Here is a 22,530-nt window from a genome sequence, read left to right on the forward strand (position 1 = left end):
AGCGTTTCGAACGCCTACATGCAGCGCCCCATGGCTCGACCCAAACCCGCTACCTTCGACAAACAGAAAGTTGTCGCCGAAAACCGCAAGGCGCGGTTCAACTATCATATCGAAGAAACCTTCGAGGCCGGGATCGCGCTGCAGGGCACCGAGGTCAAGGCGTTACGCGGTGGTGAAGGTTCTATCGCGGAAAGTTACGCCGAGGTAAAAGACGGACAAGTCTTCCTCGTCAACGCCAACATCCCTGAATACAGCCACGGCAATCGTCTGAATCATGAACCCAAGCGGCCGCGCAAGCTGCTCCTGAATACCCGCGAAATCGATAAATTCGTGGGCGCGGTGGAGCGCAAGGGCATGACCCTTGTTCCGCTATCGGTCTATTTCAACGCACGTGGGCGGGCGAAGGTGGAGCTGGCACTGGCCAAGGGCAAACAGGCCCATGACAAGCGCGCGACCATGAAAGATCGTGACTGGAAGCGGGACAAGGCTCGTTTGATGCGCGACAAAGGGTAATTCGCGGTGTGCGCCGGCTCTGGTAGTGAGCTGGCTATTGCTGTTATTACCCTTCGTCGCCTGTTGTCATCTTTTCGCCTGATCCTACCTAGATAGGTAGTGCAAACCGTGTATGGGCCACACAACGACATGGTGAGAAATGCGATCAGATGGCTTTCGGCACGCGTGCCGGAAATGCCCAAGCGCTCTGATATGGAGCGTAATCGCTGGCTTGCGCCTATCTCCCATCGATTTGGCAGATCCGAATTGTGGCGCTTTACTCGCCGATCCGTACCTCGTGGGGCCGCGCTGGGCCTGTTCGCCGCATTCATCCTGCCGGTCGGGCAGATTTTTCTTGCCGCTTTTCTTGCCTTGCCAGCGCGTGCTAATGTTCCTGTGGCTGCCGCCGTCACATTTGTGACCAACCCTTTCACCGTGCCATTCTGGCTGTTGATTGCGAATAAGGTCGGGCGATTTGCGCTGAAGGTGGACCCGGATGCCTTCGGGTCTGCAAAGGCGGCGCTGGAGCAGGGGTGGTGGGTCCAATTCGGCTGGTGGCTTGAAACCGCGGGGGTTACTGCCTTCGGTTTCGTGGTGCTTTCCGTGGTGACGGCCGCACTCGGCTATCTTTTGTCCAGTTTTCTCTGGCGCTTGGTTGTCGCGCGCAAATGGACGCGCAGGGCCGGACGCCGCAAAGTGTTGCACCCCGCCGAATGAGCATGCTGAAGTTGCAGGAATCGCGGCGGATGGTGGATGGTCTCGCCGTGGCGGCGGCCGTGCTCGCCAGCGTGGCACTTATCCAGTTTGCGGCCGGAAGCATCACGGTTACGCTGGCCTATACTGGCGGACTGGTGGTTCTTGGCCTTATTGCGTTTGTCGCCGGACGCACTCCCGCAAGTAATCCGGTAACGCAAAGCACGGACGTCCCGGACTGGGCTGTGACCGTGGCCGCAATCGAGCTGCCTGATCTTGCCATTGCCATCACCGATCGTGCCAACCGTCTGGTCTGCGCCAATTCCGCGTTTGAGCTGTGGTTCGGGTCCAGTAATGGCCCGCCCCGCCTGCCGGTGGACGGGGCAAGTGCAGATCAGCTTGCGCGGCTGGCACGGGCTTCATGGCGGGATGGTAAGGCTGAACCGGTCACGATCGCAGATGAACATCGCAGTTGGACGGCAAGTGCAGTGCGCGCCGGGCGCGGGGATGATTACATGATCTGGCGGTTCTCGCCAGTCGTTCGAAGCGAGCCTATTGCAAAGATCGGCAAACACATTTCTGGCCTTTTTGGCCGTGTGTTGGGTGCGGCAGGTATTGTTGTTGCTCTGGTCTCTCCGGATGGAACGGTGCGTGCAGGCAATCAGGCGCTCGCCCGCCGTGCATTTGGAGACGAGACGGCGCGCATGACCGGGCAAGAGTTTGTTCACCTGCTACGATCCGACGAACGTGAACGGATTTATTTTGCCCGTGAAGGCAAGAAGGGCAGCCCGCAAACGCTGGTGCAAGTTCCTTTGGCTGACCCTGACGAGGCTGCCCGCGAGGCGGTGCCCGGCAAGGCGACGGCGGAATCGCCGTCTCTCATGCTCCTGATCGATGCCGGTATCGGGATTGGCGGATGGAGCAGCGAAACAAAAGGACAGGCAGCGCAACTCGAAGGTTTGCTGGGGCAACTGCCCCTGGGTCTCGCCACAACTGATCGTGACGGGCATTTCATCTTTGCCAATCCCGCCTTCCGGCGCGCTGCGGGAATCACCAGTGATGATCTGCCGCCCTATCCCGGTGATATTGTGGTCGCGCGTGACAAGACGGCAATGTCCGATGCCGTGCGCCGGTTTGGCCAGGGTCCGGCAAGTTCCGGCGATATCGCTGTGCGACTGCGCAATGATCCTGATGAGCCGGTGAGCATGGGTCTGGCCGGTGTCCGCGGGCTGGGCGAGGCGGCGGTGCTGATGAGCCTTGCCGATACAACTGAAGAAGCGCGTCTCAAAAGACAGGTGGCGCAGGCCACCAAGATGCAGGCGGTTGGCCAGTTGGCGGGCGGTGTTGCGCATGATTTCAATAATGTGCTGACCGCGATAATTGGCTATTGCGACCTGATGTTGCTGCGCCACACGCCGGGTGACAGCGATTATGACGATATCCAGCAGATCAAGGCCAATTCCAACCGCGCCGCCAGCCTGACCCGGCAATTGCTAGCTTTCAGCAGGCAGCAGACCCTGCAACCCGAGATTATCCAGCTGCCCGATATTCTGTCCGAGGTGGGCCAGCTGCTCAAGCGTCTGCTGGGCGCAAAGATCACGCTGAAGGTGCAGCATGATCGTGATCTCGGCCTTGTGCGTGCCGATCCGCGCCAGCTGGAGCAGGTGATCATAAATCTTGCGGTCAACGCCCGCGATGCAATCCAGTCTGCCGGCGGCGGTGAAGGGACGGCGGGCACGCTGTCCTTCGTGACGCGGCGCGTAGAGGCCCGCGATATACGCCGCATGGGGACAGAGATAATCCCCGCAGGCGATTATACCGTGCTGATCGCAGAAGATACGGGCGGTGGCATCCCGCAAAATGTCATTGGCAACATCTTCGAACCGTTTTTCACGACGAAGGAGCAGGGCAAGGGGACAGGGCTCGGCCTTTCCACGGTTTATGGCATCGTCAAGCAATCGGGCGGTTTCATCTTTGCGGGCAATGCCAAAGGCCCTGATGGCAAGGTAAAGGGCGCGCGCTTTACGCTCTATCTGCCGGTCCACCATGTCACGGAAGAGGAAATCAAGAAGGCCGAAGCCGAAGAGACTTCCCGTGAATGGTCAGGGGGCGGCACGATCCTGCTTGTGGAGGATGAAGACATGGTCCGCGCCGTGGCCGAACGCGCATTGGCGCGTCAGGGCTACACAATTGTCACTGCCAGTGACGGGGATGAAGGGCTTGAAGCCTTTCTGAAAGAACCTGACCGCTTCGACATGGTTCTGACTGATGTCGTGATGCCCAGCATGGATGGCCCGGCCATGGCGAAGGAAATTCGCAAGGCCCGGCCTCGGCTGCCCATCTTGTTCATGTCCGGATATGCCGAAGAGCAATTGCGAGGCGAAATTGACATCGACAATATGTATTTCATTCCCAAGCCTTTCAGCGTCAAACAGATAGGTGAGAAGGTTGGCGATGTATTGCGCCATTCATCGCGCAGCGAACGGAACGACCGATAATCGGCGCCAAGCCGCGTCACTACAGGCTGTTTTATGCCCGCCCACTCCAGTTAGAAATGTTGATTGCCTGGCTGGTCTGGGTCACGGTGTTGTTCAGTCAAGATACAGGCGATGATACCTTATAACACGACGTAAGCCGCTCCCGCGTGCCAGAGAGAGGGGAATCTCACATGACCAAGCGCCTTTTTGCTGCAACACTGTTCGCCGCCACAGCTTTCGCCTTGCCCGCTTTGGCGCAGGAGCAGGAGGAGAGCGCGCAGGGCGATGTTTCAGTTACCATCTACCAGAACAATCAGGCGCTTGTGCAGGATATCCGCAATCTGAACATCGGGCGCGGTCGCACACGGATCGAATTTCCTGATGTCTCGGCGCAAATCCGTCCGGCAACACTCAGCTTCAATGCGGATGGCACCGCAATTGTGGAACAGAATTTCGATTTCGATCTGTTGACCCCGCAAAAACTGATGGAAAAGGCGATAGGGCAAACGGTGACATTGGTGCGGACCAATCCTGCCACCGGTACGGAATTGCGCGAACAGGCTGAAATTCTTTCCACCGCTGGCGGCGTAGTTGTGCGCATCGGTGACCGGATCGAGGTGCTGCGCGACGATGGTCTGCCGGTGCGAGTCATCTTTGATGGCGTGCCGACCAATCTGCGCGCCCGGCCTACGCTCTCTGTCACGCTGGAAAGCAACCGTTCAGGCACGCGCCCGGCCTCCATCCGCTATCTCACGCCCGGTCTCGGCTGGTCATCGGATTATGTCGCCATGTATGACGAAGGGCGCGGTACGGTTGATATGCAGGGCTGGGTCACGCTGACCAACAATACCGGCACGACTTTTCAAAATGCCGATACGCTGCTAGTTGCAGGCAATCCCAGCGTAAGGGGCTCTGGCCCGCGCCCGGATATGGTGCGTCCCGGAACTGAAACGGCAGAGCGGGAAAGACTTGGCGATTTCTATCTCTATCCGATCGAAGGACGCACGACGATCGCGAATGCGCAGACCAAGCAGGTAAGCTTTCTGGACGTGCAGGGCGTTCCTGCAAGGCGGGTCTATTCCATAGGTTCTGGCTGGCTTGCCAGTGACGAGGATTTCCGCCCCGCGTCCAGTGCCATAAGCTTCAATTCAAGCAGCGACGGCGGGCTGGGTGACGCGCTTCCTGCCGGCACGGTGCGCTTTTATCAGCGCGATGCGCAGGGCAATCCACAATTCATCGGCGAAAATGGCATTGGTCACACACCGATGGGCAGCACGCTCTCATTGCGCACTGGCAATGCCTTTGATGTCTTTATGCAGGCCGAGGTGGAAAACCGTCAGGTCATCACGTCGGCAGAGTATGCGCGCAGCGCCCGCTATCGCGTGTTTGAAGACGGGGAGTTGGTGCGAGAAGTAAAGGTCGATCATGCAGTCGATTATTATCGCACCACCATGCGCTACACCTTCACCAACGCCAAGCCAGAGCCGGTGGAGGTCGAATTGACGCAAGGCGGTCTCGATAGGGGTTGGTGGGGCCGCGATTTCCGTGTCGTGTCTGAAGATATGGCGGGCGAGCAAATCAATTTCGGCACCCGGCTATACCGCGTCACCGTGCCCGCAAACGGGGAGCGTGTCGTGCGTGTAACCTACGAATCGCGGTTCTGAGGGGCGGGGCAATGCGCCTGCTCGCAACCGCCTTTGTCTCGCTGCTTTTCAGTGGCGCGCCACTGGCAGCGCAAGATCGCGCGGTGGTCAATGCATCGCAACCGTCCGCTCTTGCAGTTACCGTTTATCGTGATCCCGATCGCGGCACCGCAGAGGCCATGAATGTCGATTGGCCGCGCGGCTTTGCGATGATTTCGGAAACGCGCACCGTTACCCTTCCGGCAGGCGAATCGCGCATTCGTTTCGATGGCGTGGCAGAAGGCATGGTAGCCGTGTCCGCCATCGTCACCGGACTTCCGGGCGGGGCGATCGAGAAAAATCGGAATGCCGATCTGCTCAGTCCCGCCGCTTTGGTAGACGGGTCTTTAGGCAATCGCGTGCGCATAACCCGTACCAATCCGGCAACCGGAATGGAGACGACCCAAAGTGCAATAGTGCGCACCCGCGCTGACGGCGGATTGGTGCTGCAGACACAGTATGGATATGAGGCGGTGCGCTGTTCCGGCATCCCTGAACGGCTGACGTTTGATGGCGTCTTTGATGGCCTGTCAGCCAATCCCGTATTCTCGATAGATACGCGCGTTGCCAGCGGCGGCACATATACCGTCACCCTCTCATACCTCGCCTGGGGTTTCGATTGGGACGCAAATTACGTCGCTACCCTTCACGAAGGGCGCGATAGCGATGACGTTCGCTTTGATCTGACCAGCTGGCTCACAATCCTCAACGACAATGGTCAAAGCTTTGCCGGGGCAGAGCTGATGGCGGTGGCTGGCACGCTGAACGTGGTGAGCGATTTTGAGGATCTGTCCGACCCGCCACTCGCGCGACCTCTTCGACTTACGTGTTATCCGATTGGCAGCACCGCTGCCGGATCGCCGGTGCGCTATCCTTATCCGCCACCGCCTCCGCCACCACCTCCGCTAATGGCCATGCGTAGTGAAGCGATCACGGTCACCGGCTCACGCGTTATGGCAGACATGGAAGCGCCGATGGCGGTGATGGCAACAGAAGAGCAGCTGGGTGATCTCAAGCTTTATCGCGTACCAGTGCCGGTTGATGTCAATGCGCAAGGAATGAAGCAGGTAGCCTTCCTGCGAGAAGAGGCGGTGCGCGGCGAAATCGTTTATGAAAGCGACTGTCTGCCTTGGGATTGGGAGGAAAGTAGGCCTGAAGCGGCTCTAATAATGCTGGAAACGATCAATGATGAGCGCCACGGCCTCGGTATGGCCTTGCCATCAGGGTCGGTTACCGTTTTCGAACGCGGACCGCTTGGCGAATTCTTGGTCGCTGAAGAAAATTTGCGTGATTACGCCAATGGGCAGGACGTTGAATTGACGCTCGGCGAAAGCGCACAAGTCTTCGCCAGCTGTAGAAGCGTGAGCGGCAAAGATCCTTTGGCAAGCGATGCCGAGTGGGTGGGAATGCAAGCCTCCTTTACCAATGCAAATCCACATGCGGTCACCATCAGGCTACAACTCGGTGCGCCTTCGCAATGGCGCTTCCAGGGCATTCGGGAACGTGTCCGTAATGGTCAGCGAATCGTGATGATCACTGTGCCAGCCAATGGTATCAGGGACGTTAAATGGCAGGTTCGCAGCGTCGAAGACTAAGAGTCGGCATGGCACCGCTCTTCTCGATAAGAGGTCGGGAATTGCAGTAACCCAACATTATTTTGTTCCACTCTTGTTCTTATGGAACAAACTGCGTACAAACGCTTTCGTTGAAGAGTTGAAACCACCCCTAGCGAAGTGACGGAGGCCGTGTCATGGCAAGTGCGAATCTAAAGCTCGTCGAAAAGGAATCCAACGTGGATCGTCAGAAGGCACTCGATGCCGCACTTGCGCAGATTGATCGCGCATTCGGTAAAGGTTCGGCAATGAAGCTGGGCAGCAGGGAAGCGATGAATGTGGAAGCCATTTCCACTGGCTCGCTCGGTCTCGATATCGCTCTCGGAATTGGCGGCCTGCCCAAGGGACGCGTGATCGAGGTGTATGGCCCCGAAAGTTCCGGTAAGACCACTTTGGCGCTTCACGTCATTGCTGAGGCGCAGAAGGGCGGCGGAACCGCAGCCTTCGTGGATGCCGAACATGCGCTTGATCCTGTTTACGCTCGCAAGCTGGGCGTTGATATTGACGAATTGATCGTGTCGCAGCCCGATACTGGCGAACAGGCACTCGAAATTACCGATACGCTCGTACGCTCGAACGCGATTGACGTGCTGGTGGTCGATTCAGTCGCCGCTCTGGTTCCCCGCGCCGAAATCGAAGGTGAGATGGGTGATAGTCATGTCGGATTGCAGGCCCGGCTCATGTCGCAATCCTTGCGCAAGCTTACCGGTTCGATAAATCGCTCGAAATGCATGGTTATTTTCATCAACCAGCTGCGCATGAAAATCGGTGTCATGTATGGCAATCCCGAAACGACCACGGGCGGGAACGCCCTGAAGTTTTATGCTTCGGTTCGTCTAGACATTCGCCGCACCGGCCAGATCAAGGACCGGGACGAAGTTGTGGGTAATGCCACTCGCGTAAAGGTCGTGAAGAACAAGGTTGCGCCGCCGTTTAAGCAGGTCGAATTCGATATAATGTATGGCGAAGGCATCTCGAAGATCGGCGAGATTCTCGATCTCGGTGTCAAGGCAGGCATCGTTGAGAAATCAGGTTCCTGGTTCAGCTACGATAGCGTACGCATTGGCCAGGGCCGAGAGAATGCGAAGACCTTTCTCAAGGAAAATTCCGAAATTTGCGCCAAGTTGGAAACTGCTATTCGTGGTAAAACCGACGAGGTCGCCGAGGAAATGATGACGGGGCCGGACGCGAACCCCGAAGACTGATCCTCAAGAGGGTCATAATCAGGCCCTGCGAAACCGGAGCCGGCGAAGGTAGCCAATTGGCACCACCGCCGGCTTCTTCGCGTGTGGGGCAATTGAATTGCAGTAACCTTGTGCTACTGCAAATGGATGGAACAGGGCGAATGGCAGGGGCGTACGGGCGCAGCATGGGCAGCCGAATGGCGCCGGACCGATCGCAGCTTCAATGTGCTGACAGAACAGTTACTGGCCCGCACACGAAATTTCAGTTTCAAAACGGCGCTTGATATCGGTTGCGGCGCAGGGGAATTATCTCTCGCCATAGCGCGCGGCAGGCCGAACATTACAATCACCGGCGTCGACATCTCGCAGCAGCTTATCGACGTCGCGAGACAACGCGGCGATCGCATGACGAATCTGTCTTTCGAAGTGGCTGATGCCTCAGACTGGTCATGTGACAGCGCCTCTGCTCCCGATCTTCTTATATCGCGCCACGGTGTGATGTTCTTCGATTATCCGCGCACGACATTCGAAAATCTGGTCAATCAATCTGCTGATGGTGCTGGCTTGCTGTTCTCTTGCTTCGGTGATCGTTCCTCCAACCCGATGTTTACGGAAGTCGCGCGTCTTTTGCCGGAGCCTCCCGCACCGTCAGCGCCGAATAAGCCTGGCCTGTTTGCCTTTGCAGATCCCGGGCATGTCGAAACCATCCTTGGCGGCAGTGGCTGGACGCACATTGCTGCTGAGCCGTTCGATTTTCCCATGATTGCCGGTTCTGGTGAAGACCCGGTTGAGGATGCCGTGGCATATTTTTCCTGCATCGGCCCCGCCGCTAATATGGCCTCTGAACTGGATAGCGATGCATTTGACCGCTTTCAGGATCGGGTGCGCAACCTCGCCGCAAGCCGCCTTTACGATGGCATTGTCGCTTTCCCGGCTTCTGCTTGGATTGTAACCGCGCGCAAGGGATGATCGGGCAGTCAGGTCTGGATGCGTGACAAGGACGCATCATGAGAGAATAGGAAGACTACATTGCATGCATTGCGCTTGTCGTCGCCGGTTCCAGCGCCTAATTCGCACTCCATGCAATCGACCAATGATATTCGCCGTGCGTTTCTGGACTATTTCGCGCAAGCCGATCACGAGATCGTGCCATCGGCTCCGCTCGTCCCGTATAACGATCCTTCTCTCATGTTCGTCAATGCAGGCATGGTGCCTTTCAAGAACGTGTTCACGGGGGTCGAGACGCCGCCTGCGCCGCGTGCCACCAGCAGTCAGAAGTGCGTTCGCGCGGGCGGCAAGCACAATGATCTCGATAACGTAGGATACACAGCGCGCCATCTCACATTCTTCGAGATGCTCGGCAATTTCAGTTTCGGCGATTATTTCAAGGAACGCGCGATCGAATTGGCCTGGAACATGGTCACCAGGGAATTCGGTCTCGCAGCAGATCGGCTGACCGTCACTGTCTACCACACAGATGACGAGGCTTACGCCCTCTGGAAGAAGATCGCTGGCTTGCCCGATGAACGCATCATTCGCATTGCGACCAATGACAATTTCTGGGCGATGGGTTCGGATGGCCCTTGCGGACCGAGTTCCGAAATTTTCTGGGACCACGGGCCGGACGTGGCAGGTGGTCCTCCCGGCTCACCTGAAGAGGACGGGGACCGTTTCGTCGAGGTTTGGAACCTCGTCTTTATGCAGCATGTCCAGCAGGCTGATGAGATTACAGGCAATCTGCCGCGTCCCAGTATCGACACCGGAATGGGGCTTGAACGCATGGCGACCGTTCTTCAAGGCGTTCACAACGTCTTTGAAACGGATACTTTTTGCAATCTAATCGAGGCGAGCGAAGATCTGCTCAAGGCCAAGGCGGATGAGACCACCATCGCCAGCCATCGTGTGATTGCGGATCACCTGCGATCCACCAGTTTTCTGATTGCCGATGGCGTGATGCCATCAAATGAAGGCCGCGGGTACGTGCTTCGCCGGATCATGCGGCGGGCCATGCGGCATGCGCATTTGCTGGGGGCGGAGCAGCCCTTGATGCACCGTCTTGTGCCAACGCTGATCAGCGAAATGGGTCAGGCCTACCCTGATCTTCCGCGCGGCCAGGCGCTGATCACTGAAGTGTTGGAGCGGGAAGAGACGCGCTTTCGCCAGACCCTTGAAAAGGGCCTGCGTCTGCTTGATGAAGAAAGTGCCGGTTTACATGAAGGCGATAATTTGAAGGGTGAGACTGCCTTCAAACTCTACGATACATATGGGTTCCCTTATGATCTTACCGAAGATGCCTTGCGTAACCGCGGCATCAGCGTGGACAAGGATGGTTTCGATGCTGCCATGGCGCGGCAGAAAGCAGCCGCCCGTGCCGCGTGGAAAGGCACAGGCGCCGCAGCCGACGAAGAGCTGTGGTTCGACATTGCCGAACGCGAAGGCGCAACCGAATTTACCGGCTATAGCGCTGTCGAGGGTGAAGGCCACGTCGTTGCGCTGGTGGTGGATGGCAAGGAGGTCCAGTCTGCCGATAGCGGGCAGGACGTCACCGTGCTCACCAATCAGACACCGTTCTATGGCGAAAGTGGTGGGCAGGCTGGCGATGCCGGTGAAATAAATGGCGATCACCGCCTGGAAATTGAGGTTGAGGATACGTCCAAGCCGCTTGGTCGGCTGCATGCGCATAATGGCAAGATCACATCCGGGCGGATTTCAGTGGGTGATACGGTCCACCTTGCAGTCGATGCAGAACGGCGCGATCAGATACGAGCTAACCATTCGGCAACGCATCTGGTCCATGCCGCGCTGCGGCACCATTTGGGTGATCATGTAACGCAAAAGGGATCACTGGTAGCACCAGAGCGGCTCCGCTTCGATTTCTCGCATCCCAAGCCTATGTCGCCATCGCAAATCATGGCGATCGAGGCCGAAGTGAATGCCGAAATCCGCGCTAACGACGAGGTGGTGACCCGCTTGATGAGCCCGGATGATGCCATTGAAGCAGGGGCGATGGCCTTATTTGGCGAAAAATACGGCGAAGAAGTTCGCGTGCTCTCTATTGGCCGTTCAGACTGGAATAGCTCAGGCTATAATTATTCTGTTGAATTATGTGGTGGCACCCATGTCCGTGCAACTGGGGATATCGGCCTGTTCCGCATTGTTTCCGAAAGTGCGGTATCATCAGGTGTCAGACGGATTGAGGCGCTGACCGGAGAGGCTGCGCGTCAATGGCTGGTAGCACGCGAGGAATCACTGAAGACCGTTGCTGCCACGCTTAAGACCGCGCCTGACGAAGTAGAAGGCCGCGTTGCCGCTCTGGTCGATGAGCGCAAGCGCCTGGAACGCGAACTTGCCGAAGCGAAAAAGCAGCTCGCGCTTGGCGGCGGGGCAGGAGGTGCCGCTCCTGCTGCAAATGAGGATATCGGCGGTATCGCTTATTCGGGCCAGGTCATTGATGGCATCGATCCCAAGGAATTGCGTGGGCTTCTGGACGAGGCGAAGTCTCGGCTTGGAACGGGCGCTGCAGCAATCGTGGCGGTGAATGATGGCAAAGCGGCCATAGCTGCAGCGGTCACGAACGACCTTTTAGAGCGCCTCAGCGCGGTCGATCTCGTGCGCGCAGGTGTCGAAGCGGTTGGCGGAAAGGGCGGCGGTGGCCGCCCGGATATGGCGCAAGGTGGCGGACCAGATGGGGATAAGGCAGATGCGGCAATAGACGCCGTCCGCAAGGTTATCGCCAGCAAGGTCAGTGCCTGAATTTAAGGCCGCAAGACCGGTCGGGACAGATTGCTCTGCCCGACCGCGCTTGCGAATTAACCGCTAGCCCACACGATTTTGCGAAGAACGGCGACGGTCGCCCTCGCTGCCACGCGGCACGTCCTTCATATTGCGTTCGTGCCGCGCATTTGCGGGGCTGCCATCAGCGACATTGGCTGGCTTGAACTTCTCGTCATTCGAAGTTGGCTTGGTAGGATCAGTTTTCTTGCTCATTCGATCTCTCCTTTCCCTACCAACGGTCAAAGCCCGCTGAGTGTCCCGGGAAGATCAATTTTCGGCGGTGCTGGTGCGCAATTTCGGTTTGTGTTCAAGCGCGCCGTCGCGTTGAATTCGCACGCGATATTCGTCACGTTTTTCATGGATTGAGGCAATTACCGGACCCATCGGTACGCCGATGTCGACCAGCGCTGCCTCCGATAGCTGCAATGAGCTTTCGAGTGTTTCGGGCACTGCTGTGCTGGCCCCGCAGCGATAAAGCTCCGCTGCGTGGAAACTGTCTCGCGCGCGAGCAATGATCGGCAAATCAGGGTGGGAAGCGCGCAGCTTGCGGACCATGCGCTGGGCCAGGATATGTTCGTCCATTGTCAGGATGACCGCAGGTGCATGGCCAATGCCGAGATTGTCCAGCGCGTCTTCCCGCAAGGCATTGCCGAACACCGCATAATAGCCTTCATGGCGCGCTTCTTCGACCAGATCGGGATTGGAATCGATCGCGACATAGGGCTGGTCATGACGCTGAAGCATTTGCGCAACCAGCTTTCCGACACGGCCAAAGCCGACAATGACAACACGGGGTGCCTCGGCATCGCCATCCAGCTCATCCAGTGAAGGCGCGGGCTCAACGCGGCGGGCGACCATCTTGCCCAGCAAGGCAAGCAACGGTGTGATCGTAAGGCCAATGGCGGTAACGATCTGCCAGAATTGCGCTGTACCGGGCTGTATCAGCATCGCCCCGGCACCGGCAGACAGCACGATCAGCGTGGTTTCAGAAGGGCTGGCCATCAGTATGCCGGTTTCTGTCGCGGTCGCCCTGCGCGCACCCATGAGCCGCAGCAATACGCCTGTCACCACGGCCTTCAGTACCAGAACGCCCACAACCGCGCCCGCGATGAGCGCGAGATTATCCCAGATAGTGGCAAGGTCGATACCCATGCCCACGGTGATGAGGAACACACCCAGCGCAAGCCCCTTGAACGGCTCCATTATGCCTTCGACCTCGGTGTGATACTCTGTCTCTGCAATCAGCAATCCGGCGATCAATGCCCCTACAATAGGTGAAAGGCCGACAATGGTTGTGGCGAGGCTGGCGCCGATCACCACCAGCATGCTGGCGGCGAGAAACAGTTCCGGGCTCTTCGTGCGGGCGGCTTGCGCAAACAGGCGGGGCAGCAACAGGCGCCCGGCAATCATCATGACGGCGATCACAAGCCCGCCTTTCCAAAGCGTTTCCAGCAATCCACCCAATCCCTCTGCATCGGCATTGGGGGCCAGCGCGCCAAGCAGGAATATGATCGGGACGATCATGATATCCTCAAACAACAGCATCGACAGGGCTGCGCGGCCAACCGGCGTATTCGTCCCGGAAATCGGCAGAACGAGCGCTGTCGATGAAAAGGCAAGCGCAAGGCCAAGGGCGAGGGCGCCTGTCCAATATTGGCCCATCATCGAAAGCACCGATGCCAGCATTGTCCCGATGACCAATAATTCCAGCGCACCAAGCCCGAACACTAATTTGCGCAATTGCCAAAGGCGGTTGAAGCTCAGTTCCAGCCCGATACTGAACAGCAGCAGGATGATGCCGAATTCGGCAAAGGGTTCAAGCCGTTCGGGATCAGTGATCGTGATATGGCTAAGCCATTCATATTCAAACACCATCCGGCCAAGGCCATATGGTCCGACAAGCAGCCCTACCAGAATGAACCCGATGATCGGGGTGACTCGAAAGCGCGCAAATAGCGGGATGATGATGCCTGTTGCGCCAAGGATGACCAAGGCATCCTTCATGAGTGGTGAAATTGCTTCGGCTCCGTGCATGGCGATGGTGTATGACAGGCTTGATGCAGGCCGCAATGGACAATTCAGGAGAAAATGGCCGCGAGGTTGGTCGTGGTCGGTGGTGGTCCTGTCGATATGGCGCTACTCGGGTTTCCCTTCTGCAATGGCAGTAGCGACCCGACAGCCGGATTGCGCATGGTAACCAGGCTGCGCGATTGGCGCGTGGGGCAGATCCCAATCAGTTGCTCCACTGCTTCTGGACTGGATGCATGGATGCCATTTGTAAGGATGCTGCACCAGGCCGGCGACCGGTGAACTAAACTTGCGCTGTGAAGCATCGGGGGAAACTCCCTTGCGAATTGCGCCGGACCCCGTGACACAGATCAACGGATCGCTAAGCATGGGCACATGCAGACATCAACGATCATCGCTCTCGCCGCTTATTTCATTCTAATGCTTGCTATCGGCCTTTACGCCTGGAAGCGCTCGACCGAGGATAGCGAAGGGTATTTGCTCGGTGGACGGAATCTGCATCCGGCGGTCGCGGCGCTTTCTGCCGGGGCGTCCGACATGTCGGGCTGGCTGCTGCTTGGCCTGCCCGGCGCGCTTTACGCAACGGGGCTGGTCGAGGCGTGGATAGGTATCGGGCTTTTTGTCGGCGCAGTGGTGAACTGGATCGTCGTGGCTCCGCGCCTGCGCCAGCAGACGGTGGATTATGGCAATGCGCTGACAATCCCGGAATTCCTTGCCAATCGCTTTCCTGACAAGGCGGTGGCCCTGCGAGTGGTTTCCGCGATCATTATCGTCGTGTTTTTTGCGGTCTATTCCGCGGCGGGCCTCGTGGGTGGAGGCCTGCTGTTCGAAAGCACCTTTATCGATGGCCAGGTCATGGGTTTCAGTCCCTATATGGCTGGCGTGATGCTCACAGCTCTGGTCGTATTGGCCTATACGATGGTGGGAGGATTTCTGGCGGTTAGCCTGACAGATTTCGTGCAGGGCTGCATCATGGTGCTGGCGCTGGTCGTGATGCCGCTGGTGGTGCTTTACGGGCAGGGCGGTGGAGGCATTGGCCAGATGACGCAGACCCTGAAAAGCATGGATCCTGATTTCCTCAGCTGGTTCAGCGGATTGAGCGTGATTGGCTTCCTCAGCGCCGTGGCATGGGGCCTTGGCTATTTCGGGCAGCCACATATCATCGTGCGTTTCATGGCAGTGCGCGAGGGCGGGATTCCCGCGGCTCGCAATATCGGGTTAAGCTGGATGGCGGTCGCACTGATCGGTGCGCTCGGCATTGGTCTTGCCGGACGCGCCTATGTGGAGCGCAATCCGGCCCTGACGCTGGAGAACCCGGAAACGATCTTTATCCTGCTCGCCAACACGCTGTTTCATCCCTTTGTGACCGGCTTCCTGCTGGCGGCTTTGCTCGCTGCTATCATGTCAACGATCTCCAGCCAGTTGCTGGTCAGCTCCAGCTCTTTGGCGGAAGATTTTTACCGCCTGTTCCTGAAAAAGAACGCAAGCGAACGCGAGATGGTCAATGTCGGCCGCGTCAGCGTGGCATTGGTTGCAGTGGCTGCCATCGTCATTGCGAGCGACCCTGAAAGCGGTGTTCTGGCGCTGGTCGCCAATGCGTGGGCAGGCTTTGGCGCGGCGTTCGGCCCGCTGATCATTCTATCGCTGACATGGAAACGCATGACCGGTGCGGGCGCCGTTGCGGGTCTCGTGACGGGCGCTGTGGTAGTGATGGCGTGGATTGCGCTCGGCTGGAACGGTGCGTTCCTTGGTGGGCCGGGCGTGTATGAAATCATTCCGGGTTTTGTCGCCGCCTGGCTGGCAATCTGGCTGGTGAGCAAGGCGACGAGAAAGGACGCGCCCGTGCTGGAGGCCTAGCCTCCGCCGGGCCCATGCTGCTGCATTGGCGGCGGGCCTGATGGGTCATTTTGTGTCGCACCTTCGCGGTGCTCCCACTCGATACGATAAAGGTCGAAGCGACGGTCTGCGAGATTGCGGACAGTCCCTTCGGCTCTCGCCCAAGCAAGGTCTGCCAGATTCACATCGCTGATGGTCAGCGTTTCGACATTTTCGGAGGCCTCCGCAGCGATACCATCGCGTGCGAAGGGGAAGTCGCAGGGCGTCAGTATGCAGCTTTGCGCATATTGAATGTCCATATTGGCGACATTGGGCAGGTTCCCGACATTGCCGCTCATCACCACATAGCACTGGTTTTCGATCGCGCGGGCCTGCGCACAGTATCGCACGCGCATATAGCCCTGTCTGCTGTCCGTACAGAAAGGCACAAAGATGATACGCGCACCTTCGTCACACAGGCGGCGCGCAAGTTCGGGAAATTCGGAATCGTAACAGATGAGAACGCCAATGGGGCCGCAGTCCGTCTGAATCACATCGACCGCATCGCCGCCACGAATATTCCACCAATACGCCTCGTTAGGAGTGGGGTGAATCTTTTCCTGTTCGTGGATTGAACCATCGCGCAGGCACACCATCGCGACATTGTGGATGTCGCCATCCTCCATGCGTGTCGGGTGCGATCCACCGATGATATTGATATTATATCTGAGCGCCATTTCCGAGAGCGCCTCTCGGATGCGGGGCGTATAATCGGACAAGCATTCAATGCTTTCAAGCGGGGATAATTCTTTCTCTTCAGCGCTCAATAGCATCAGCGTGAAAAGTTCAGGAAAGAGGATGAAATCCGCTTCGTAATCGCTTGCAACGTCTACAAAATATTTGATCTGGCGCAGGAATTCGTCAAAATCCTTAACCGCACGCGCCTGCAATTGACAGGTTGCGACCCGCACATTTTCAACCCCTCGCGGAACGCGGGCCTGCGGGCTGGCTTCCTGATCGACGAAGGGGTTTCGCCATACCATGTGGACCGCATTGCCGCGGCTGTTGGAATCTTCCGGCAGGTATTTTGCCAAGACGCCAATAGGTTCAAAGCCGTTGGCAAGCTGGAAGCGCAGGACAGGATCATGGATTTTCCCGGAAATTACCTGATCAAGATAATCTGCCGGCCCATCCACCCGACGCCAGCTTTTGCGCAGGTTCGGCATGCGTCCGCCAAAGACGATACCTTTGAGTTCGAGCTGTTCGGCCAGCTTTCGCCGTTCTTCATATAGGCGCCTGCCGATACGCGTGCCGCGCACCTTGGGGTCAACGCACATTTCATAGCCATATAGCCAGTCGCCCAATGGATCATGGCGGCTGCCATAACCATTGCCGGTAATTTCGTCCCAGCTATGCGGACGCAGCGCCTTATCACCGCTGATGCGCATGGTGGCGCAATAGCCGATCAGCTTGTCATCCAGCAGGGCCACAAAGCAGCCTTGCGGATAATTGTTCAGCTGCCCGCGAATTTCGCCCTGTGTATAGGGCGCAAAATCATCATAGACACGCTTGGCGAGAGTGGCGATGCGGCGCACATCGCCACTCTCGGCCTGGCGAATTTCGAGCCGGGCCTTGGTCATGCCGCTCCCCTTTCACACCGGCGAAGGGGGAGGGCATATTGGCCCGCCACGATCACCTTGGGATCAACCCTGTGCCTGCTTGCTCATCTCGGCTTCCAGACCATCGACAATGGCTTCGAAGAACTGCTCTGTCGTCATCCAGCTCTGGCTGGGGCCGATGAGCAGCGCGAGATCTTTCGTCATCTTGCCATTTTCGACACATTCTATGCAGACGCGCTCCAATGTTTCGGCAAAGGCAACGACATCGGGTGTATTGTCGAAACGACCGCGATAGATGAGGCCGCGGGTCCAGGCGAAGATGCTGGCGATGGGGTTGGTGCTGGTCGCCTTGCCTTCCTGATGCTGGCGATAATGGCGGGTTACAGTGCCATGTGCGGCTTCCGCTTCCACGGTCTTGCCGTCGGGTGTCATCAAGACCGAGGTCATCAGGCCGAGCGAACCGAAGCCCTGTGCCACGATATCGGACTGCACATCGCCATCGTAATTCTTGCAGGCCCAGACAAATTTTCCGTTCCACTTGAGCGCGGCCGCAACCATGTCATCGATCAGGCGGTGTTCGTAGCCAATGCCGGCTTCCTTGAACTTGTCGGCAAACTCGGCGTCGAAAATTTCCTGGAACAAGTCCTTGAAGCGGCCATCATATTTCTTGAGAATGGTGTTCTTGGTCGAGAGATAGACCGGCCAGCCACGATCAAGCCCGTAATTAAGGCTGGCGCGCGCGAAATCGCGGATCGAATCGTCCAGATTATACATCGCCATAGCGACGCCGGGGCTTTCGAATTCAAATACGTCGAGATCAATTTTCTCGCCATCTTCGCCTTCGAACACCAGACGCAGCTTGCCAGCGCCGGGGATCAGCGTGTCAGTGGCGCGATATTGGTCGCCAAAAGCATGGCGACCCACAACAATCGGATCGGTCCAGCCGGGGACGAGGCGCGGGACGTTATCGATCACGATAGGTTCGCGGAAAACCACGCCGCCGAGAATATTGCGGATCGTGCCATTGGGCGAACGCCACATCTGCTTGAGATCGAATTCTTCGACGCGCGCTTCATCCGGGGTGATGGTGGCGCATTTTACGCCCACGCCATGTTCCTTGATGGCATTGGCGGCATCAATGGTGATCTGATCATCAGTCTCGTCGCGCTTTTCGACCGAGAGATCGTAATATTTCAGGTCGACATCGAGGTAGGGAAGGATCAGTCGTTCACGTATCCATTGCCAGATGATCTTCGTCATCTCGTCGCCGTCGATTTCAACGATGGGGTTCTTGACCTGAATTTTCGCCATGGGGCTTCCCTGTGTCTCGAATTTCTAGAATGCGGTGAAGTTTGGCGCGTCTTTAGCAGGGCCTTAACGAGGTGCAAGGGATGGCTGGACAGGAATTCGTGCCAATTCGGCAAATGACGCGATCAAGCGAGGAGCGATATGCGCCAATGCGATGGCAGCGCGCGCGCCAATCCGGCTTTCGGCAGCGTGCCATGCAGCAGATGCAAGCCTGACGGGTCTGCGCGCCAGATTTGCGAAGTTTTTCTGGAATGCGCCGGCGTCCTTTCCCTCCCAATGATATTTGGCAGCCATTATACCGCTCGCCAGTGCGATCGAAATGCCCTCTCCGGCAAGCGATGGGATGACTGCGGCCTGATCCCCAAGGCGGTAAAGGCGGTCTTCTGTATTGCTGCAAATCCAACCGTAAGGCACCGCGCCAATGGTATCGAAGCGTGCATCCTGCCAATCATCGCCCAATCGTTCTGCCAGGGCAGGGCTTTCGTGAGTCAGCTGTTCGAACAAGTCCACCGGCGATCCGCCTGACCTGGCGAGCGCAGATTTGCGGAGCGCAAGGCAAATGTTGGTAGAGCCATTTTCCTGCTGCACGATTCCGGCATAGCCACCTTTGAACAAATGCAGTTCGATTGCGCCGCCCAATAATTGGTCCCGCAAAGCGGACCGAGGTAGGCGTAAGCGCAAACCAAGCGTCTTATCCCTGGCGCGGCGGGGCCGGGAAAGCCCGCGCATGTCATGCTTGCCCACTGCAAGGAAGATTGTCTCCGCCTTCCAATCCATTGCATGGCCCTGAGCGGTGCCTTCTGAAATTGCGCGGATAGTATCGCATTCGATCCTCGCTCCGTGCTGCAAGGCGACCTTTCTCATCGCAGAGTCCAAGGCATGGCGTGACAGGCCATAGCCGGTTTGCGGCAAGTCCATCGAAGCCTCTCTTGCACCAGCGAATAACCTGAGACGCGATACAAATTGCGCACCTGCTGCATGGATATCCACGCCAAGTGCTCGCAATTGCTCGGCTGTGCGCCAGCTCAGAAATCCGCCGCAAAGGGGATCTCCCACGTCTTCATCGCGGTCGATAAGAGTGGATGTAATGCCGAACTGCGCCAATCTGATGGCCGCTGCATTTCCGGCAGGCCCGGCCCCAATGATGAGGGGCGAATCCATCAGCGAATCTGTGAGACGCATAGGCGAAATGGGAAAAACCTGCTGACCTGCCCACCTTTGATTTGCGCCTCTGTCAGCAGTTCGCACCATTCGTCGGGTATGAATGCGCGCCCTATCGACGTGCGCCCGTCGATGCGAACGATTCGGTGCCAGCCGGCAAGGAAAGCGAGGATAGGGTACATGGCATAACTAAAACTGTGGCGATGCAGATCATTTACAAACCAACCGCAGGTCGCCTCTGCCTCCATGAAGCGAAGGAATGGAACCAGCTCTTCGGTCGTCATGTGATGTGCCACCAGGCTTGATATGATGAAGTCCCAGCCTTCTCCCGCCAAATCCGCGAAATCGCCAGTATGATAGCTGATCGGGAGATCGGAGGCGGTGGCATCACGCGCGGATTTTTCACTGCGCGGATTGAGATCAACCCCGACCAATTCTGCTCCGATGCCATGCCGCTTTGCCCATCCGGCAATTTCCCGCAGCATATCGCCCTGGCCAAACCCGACGTCGAGCAATTTGAAGCTTTTGCGGCCAGCTACGGCACGTTGCAAGAACAGCAGAGTGGGGCGATAGGCAAGGGTAAAGCGGTTAACTTTGGCGAGGTCTGCCAGCACGGCTTCATAGGTGCGTTGGGGCAGTGCCGGGTCATCCATCATCTCGGTCTTGAAAAGCCTTTCAGAGAGCATCGCCGCTCTCCCAGCCGAAACGAACACCCTCCATTGCAAGCCCCGGTCCAAACGCAAGAGCGATACCCTGCATCGCGCCGTCGCGTGGACGATCTGCCATCAGTTTGTGAAGGACAAAAAGCACTGTGGCCGATGACATATTGCCATATTTATCAAGAACGCCTCTCGAAGCATCAAGTGCGTCCGGCACCAGATCAAGCCCGCGCTCCACAGCGTCCAGCACAGAGCGGCCGCCCGGATGAACGGCCCAGACTTCCGGACGCGCATTGCCTTCTATCGTGGCGCGCAGATCGGATGTCTCCAGCGCGTCGGTCAGCCTGCCCGGAACCGCACCGGAAAGGTTCATGGCAAAGCCTGTATCGCCCACGGTCCAGGTGATGAGATCTTCGCTATCGTCAAGCGCGGCGGATAATCCCTTTCCCAGGCCAAGCCCTTCGCCTGAACTGCTCACGATCGCTGCGGCGGCGCCATCAGCGAACTGACCCATCGCGAGCAATCGTTCCAGATTGTCAGTTTCCTGCAAGTGCAGACTGCACAATTCGACCGAGATCGCGAGCACCAGCGCTTCAGGATCAGAGCGGACGATATGAGCCGCTGTGCGCAATAAGGTTATACCGGCATAGCAACCCATGAAGCCGATGCTCACACGCTCCACATCAGCAGAAAGACCAAGACGGCGGGCAATCAATTGATCAAGTCCGGGTGCCATGAATCCGGTGCAGCTGGCAATCACCAGATGGGTGACTCCATCAGTGGAGGGGAGGGCATCCACGGCAGCCATCGCAAGGTCGGGTGCAGCCTCAGCATAACGCTGCATGCGCTGGCCAGTGCCTGGGGGCGTGCCGGAACCATAGAAGCTGCCGAAATCAAATGTCGCATCGCCGCCGGAGAGGGTGGAGTATCGGTGGCTTATGCCGCCGCGCGCTTCCATCCGCCTGTAAATTGCGGCTTCTCGCGTGCCGAGCTGCCGCTCTGCCCATCCAGTGTAGCTGGAGTGAACGTCACACTGCGGCACTGCAGTGGCGATGGAACTGACGCGCGGCGTTACGTGATTGGAATTGCTACCCATATGTAATCAAACGGGTCGGTCTGCCTTTGGTGCCGCCTTATCGGCAGAATTTCGACTTTGCTTCCTGATATTCGGTGATCAGCTGCTCGCAGATGGCTTTTGCAGGGAGAACGGCCCGTGAGGCGCCTACGCCATGGCCCGCAGACCAGATCGTTTTCCACGCCTTGGCTTCTTCATTCAGGGACATTTGACCGCCATGTTCCGGCAGCGTCGCGGCCTCCAGACTGGGGGTGAGAAAATTGGCACCTACACCGGTCACCTTGTCGGTGTAGGTAATATCCTTGGCAGTGGCGCCGATCATCATGTCTTTCTGATCATTGGAAGCCATGCTTTCCTTCGAGGTAATGAAATGGCTTCCGAGATAGCCGAAATCGGCGCCCATCAGTTCCGCAGCGGCAATATGGCCACCCTGGCTCATCGAGCCGGAAAGGATGATCGCCCCATCAAAAAAATCGCGCAATTCCGAAACCAGAGCAAAGGGACTGTAAGTGCCGGCATGGCCACCCGCACCGGCGGCAACCGCAATGATGCCATCGACGCCTGCTTCAACGGCCTTTTCGGCATGGCGGCGCTTGATCACATCGTGAAATACCAGTCCCCCATAGGAATGGACAGCATTCACCAGATCGGGGACGGCGCCCAGGGACGTGATAACCAGCGGCACCTTGTGCTTCACGCATAATTCAAGATCCGCCTGCACGCGCGGGTTGGACTGGTGGACGATAAGGTTCACGCCATAGGGCACGTCATCATCACCCAGCCTGTCCTGTATTTCATTCAGCCAATCCTCAAACCCTTCTGACGTGCGCCGGTTCAGCGCCGGAAAAGTACCGCACATGCCAGCTTTGCAGGTTTCGACCACCAGATCGGGGCCGGAGACAAGGAACATGGGCGCTGCAATCGCAGGAATTGTCAGCCGTGCCTTGAAA

Annotated in this window: 17 protein-coding genes; 9 read left to right on the forward strand and 8 right to left on the reverse strand. The window is 57.7% G+C overall.

The annotated features are described in order from the left end of the window. Positions 1 to 30 precede the first annotated feature (30 nt). From smpB to alaS, 8 genes are all read left to right on the forward strand, one after another. On the forward strand, positions 31 to 513 hold the full coding sequence (smpB, locus tag CP97_RS07465; RefSeq protein ID WP_048885423.1) for an SsrA-binding protein SmpB: 483 nt from the start codon (positions 31 to 33) through the stop codon (positions 511 to 513). 174 nt (positions 514 to 687) lie between these two features. Next, the gene (locus CP97_RS07470; protein WP_048886825.1) at positions 688 to 1,209 is read left to right on the forward strand and encodes a DUF2062 domain-containing protein; all 522 of its coding nucleotides are present in this window, start codon (positions 688 to 690) and stop codon (positions 1,207 to 1,209) included. Further along, positions 1,206 to 3,683, forward strand: a complete 2,478-nt coding sequence (locus CP97_RS07475; RefSeq protein ID WP_048886826.1) for a response regulator — start codon at positions 1,206 to 1,208, stop codon at positions 3,681 to 3,683. The genes CP97_RS07470 and CP97_RS07475 overlap by 4 nt, the downstream gene beginning before the upstream one ends. Positions 3,684 to 3,853: 170 nt before the next feature. Further along, positions 3,854 to 5,326, forward strand: coding sequence for a DUF4139 domain-containing protein (locus tag CP97_RS07480; RefSeq protein ID WP_053106587.1), 1,473 nt, complete (start codon positions 3,854 to 3,856; stop codon positions 5,324 to 5,326). Positions 5,327 to 5,337: 11 nt separating this feature from the next. Continuing rightward, the gene (locus tag CP97_RS07485; protein ID WP_048885424.1) at positions 5,338 to 6,939 is read left to right on the forward strand and encodes a DUF4139 domain-containing protein; all 1,602 of its coding nucleotides are present in this window, start codon (positions 5,338 to 5,340) and stop codon (positions 6,937 to 6,939) included. Between the two features lie 155 nt (positions 6,940 to 7,094). Then, positions 7,095 to 8,162: a recombinase RecA gene (recA, locus tag CP97_RS07490; protein WP_048885425.1), complete on the forward strand. Its 1,068-nt coding sequence runs from the start codon at positions 7,095 to 7,097 to the stop codon at positions 8,160 to 8,162. Between the two features lie 126 nt (positions 8,163 to 8,288). Beyond that, positions 8,289 to 9,110: a class I SAM-dependent methyltransferase gene (locus CP97_RS07495; RefSeq protein WP_048885426.1), complete on the forward strand. Its 822-nt coding sequence runs from the start codon at positions 8,289 to 8,291 to the stop codon at positions 9,108 to 9,110. 111 nt (positions 9,111 to 9,221) lie between these two features. Continuing rightward, positions 9,222 to 11,894, forward strand: coding sequence for an alanine--tRNA ligase (alaS, locus tag CP97_RS07500; protein ID WP_048885427.1), 2,673 nt, complete (start codon positions 9,222 to 9,224; stop codon positions 11,892 to 11,894). 63 nt (positions 11,895 to 11,957) lie between these two features. On the opposite strand, the gene CP97_RS16360 is transcribed toward alaS, so the two are convergent. Beyond that, positions 11,958 to 12,128, reverse strand: coding sequence for a hypothetical protein (locus CP97_RS16360; RefSeq protein ID WP_169807761.1), 171 nt, complete (start codon positions 12,126 to 12,128; stop codon positions 11,958 to 11,960). Between the two features lie 54 nt (positions 12,129 to 12,182). Next, positions 12,183 to 13,949: a cation:proton antiporter domain-containing protein gene (locus CP97_RS07505; RefSeq protein ID WP_048885428.1), complete on the reverse strand. Its 1,767-nt coding sequence runs from the start codon at positions 13,947 to 13,949 to the stop codon at positions 12,183 to 12,185. Between the two features lie 369 nt (positions 13,950 to 14,318). Here CP97_RS07505 and putP point away from each other — a divergent pair, with 369 nt between their 5' ends. Next, positions 14,319 to 15,800: a sodium/proline symporter PutP gene (putP, locus tag CP97_RS07515; RefSeq protein WP_048885430.1), complete on the forward strand. Its 1,482-nt coding sequence runs from the start codon at positions 14,319 to 14,321 to the stop codon at positions 15,798 to 15,800. On the opposite strand, the gene CP97_RS07520 is transcribed toward putP, so the two are convergent. The 6 genes from CP97_RS07520 to CP97_RS07545 all read right to left on the reverse strand — a co-directional run bounded on the left by CP97_RS07520 (position 15,797) and on the right by CP97_RS07545 (position 22,490). After that, complete coding sequence (locus CP97_RS07520; protein ID WP_048885431.1) at positions 15,797 to 17,398, reverse strand: bifunctional GNAT family N-acetyltransferase/carbon-nitrogen hydrolase family protein; 1,602 nt, start codon at positions 17,396 to 17,398, stop codon at positions 15,797 to 15,799. The two genes, putP and CP97_RS07520, sit on opposite strands and share 4 nt — an antisense overlap. Before the next feature lie 63 nt (positions 17,399 to 17,461). Next, positions 17,462 to 18,688, reverse strand: coding sequence for an NADP-dependent isocitrate dehydrogenase (locus tag CP97_RS07525; protein WP_048885432.1), 1,227 nt, complete (start codon positions 18,686 to 18,688; stop codon positions 17,462 to 17,464). 63 nt (positions 18,689 to 18,751) lie between these two features. After that, positions 18,752 to 19,846, reverse strand: a complete 1,095-nt coding sequence (locus CP97_RS07530) for an NAD(P)/FAD-dependent oxidoreductase (RefSeq protein ID WP_048886828.1) — start codon at positions 19,844 to 19,846, stop codon at positions 18,752 to 18,754. Further along, positions 19,846 to 20,532 carry a methyltransferase domain-containing protein gene (locus tag CP97_RS07535; RefSeq protein WP_048885433.1) on the reverse strand — a complete coding sequence of 229 codons (687 nt, stop codon included), beginning with the start codon at positions 20,530 to 20,532 and terminating at the stop codon, positions 19,846 to 19,848. Before CP97_RS07535 ends, CP97_RS07530 begins: the two co-directional genes overlap by 1 nt. Beyond that, positions 20,522 to 21,601 (reverse strand): type III polyketide synthase, encoded by a 1,080-nt coding sequence (locus tag CP97_RS07540; RefSeq protein ID WP_048885434.1) that lies wholly within the window; start codon positions 21,599 to 21,601, stop codon positions 20,522 to 20,524. The genes CP97_RS07535 and CP97_RS07540 overlap by 11 nt, the downstream gene beginning before the upstream one ends. A 37-nt stretch (positions 21,602 to 21,638) precedes the next feature. Then, positions 21,639 to 22,490, reverse strand: coding sequence for an NAD(P)H-dependent flavin oxidoreductase (locus CP97_RS07545; RefSeq protein WP_149036535.1), 852 nt, complete (start codon positions 22,488 to 22,490; stop codon positions 21,639 to 21,641). Between the last annotated feature and the right edge of the window lie 40 nt (positions 22,491 to 22,530).

It is taken from the genome of Aurantiacibacter atlanticus, assembly GCF_001077815.2.
GTDB classification, from domain to species: Bacteria; Pseudomonadota; Alphaproteobacteria; order Sphingomonadales; family Sphingomonadaceae; genus Alteraurantiacibacter; species Alteraurantiacibacter atlanticus.

Coding starts and splice junctions, on each gene's coding strand:
- smpB (WP_048885423.1), top strand. CDS start 31: ATGGCTCGACCCAAACCCGCTACCTTCGACAAACAGAAAGTTGTCGCC.
- CP97_RS07470 (WP_048886825.1), top strand. CDS start 688: ATGCCCAAGCGCTCTGATATGGAGCGTAATCGCTGGCTTGCGCCTATC.
- CP97_RS07475 (WP_048886826.1), top strand. CDS start 1,206: ATGAGCATGCTGAAGTTGCAGGAATCGCGGCGGATGGTGGATGGTCTC.
- CP97_RS07480 (WP_053106587.1), top strand. CDS start 3,854: ATGACCAAGCGCCTTTTTGCTGCAACACTGTTCGCCGCCACAGCTTTC.
- CP97_RS07485 (WP_048885424.1), top strand. CDS start 5,338: ATGCGCCTGCTCGCAACCGCCTTTGTCTCGCTGCTTTTCAGTGGCGCG.
- recA (WP_048885425.1), top strand. CDS start 7,095: ATGGCAAGTGCGAATCTAAAGCTCGTCGAAAAGGAATCCAACGTGGAT.
- CP97_RS07495 (WP_048885426.1), top strand. CDS start 8,289: ATGGAACAGGGCGAATGGCAGGGGCGTACGGGCGCAGCATGGGCAGCC.
- alaS (WP_048885427.1), top strand. CDS start 9,222: ATGCAATCGACCAATGATATTCGCCGTGCGTTTCTGGACTATTTCGCG.
- CP97_RS16360 (WP_169807761.1), bottom strand. CDS start 12,128: ATGAGCAAGAAAACTGATCCTACCAAGCCAACTTCGAATGACGAGAAG.
- CP97_RS07505 (WP_048885428.1), bottom strand. CDS start 13,949: ATGCACGGAGCCGAAGCAATTTCACCACTCATGAAGGATGCCTTGGTC.
- putP (WP_048885430.1), top strand. CDS start 14,319: ATGCAGACATCAACGATCATCGCTCTCGCCGCTTATTTCATTCTAATG.
- CP97_RS07520 (WP_048885431.1), bottom strand. CDS start 17,398: ATGACCAAGGCCCGGCTCGAAATTCGCCAGGCCGAGAGTGGCGATGTG.
- CP97_RS07525 (WP_048885432.1), bottom strand. CDS start 18,688: ATGGCGAAAATTCAGGTCAAGAACCCCATCGTTGAAATCGACGGCGAC.
- CP97_RS07530 (WP_048886828.1), bottom strand. CDS start 19,846: ATGGATTCGCCCCTCATCATTGGGGCCGGGCCTGCCGGAAATGCAGCG.
- CP97_RS07535 (WP_048885433.1), bottom strand. CDS start 20,532: ATGCTCTCTGAAAGGCTTTTCAAGACCGAGATGATGGATGACCCGGCA.
- CP97_RS07540 (WP_048885434.1), bottom strand. CDS start 21,601: ATGGGTAGCAATTCCAATCACGTAACGCCGCGCGTCAGTTCCATCGCC.
- CP97_RS07545 (WP_149036535.1), bottom strand. CDS start 22,490: ATGTTCCTTGTCTCCGGCCCCGATCTGGTGGTCGAAACCTGCAAAGCT.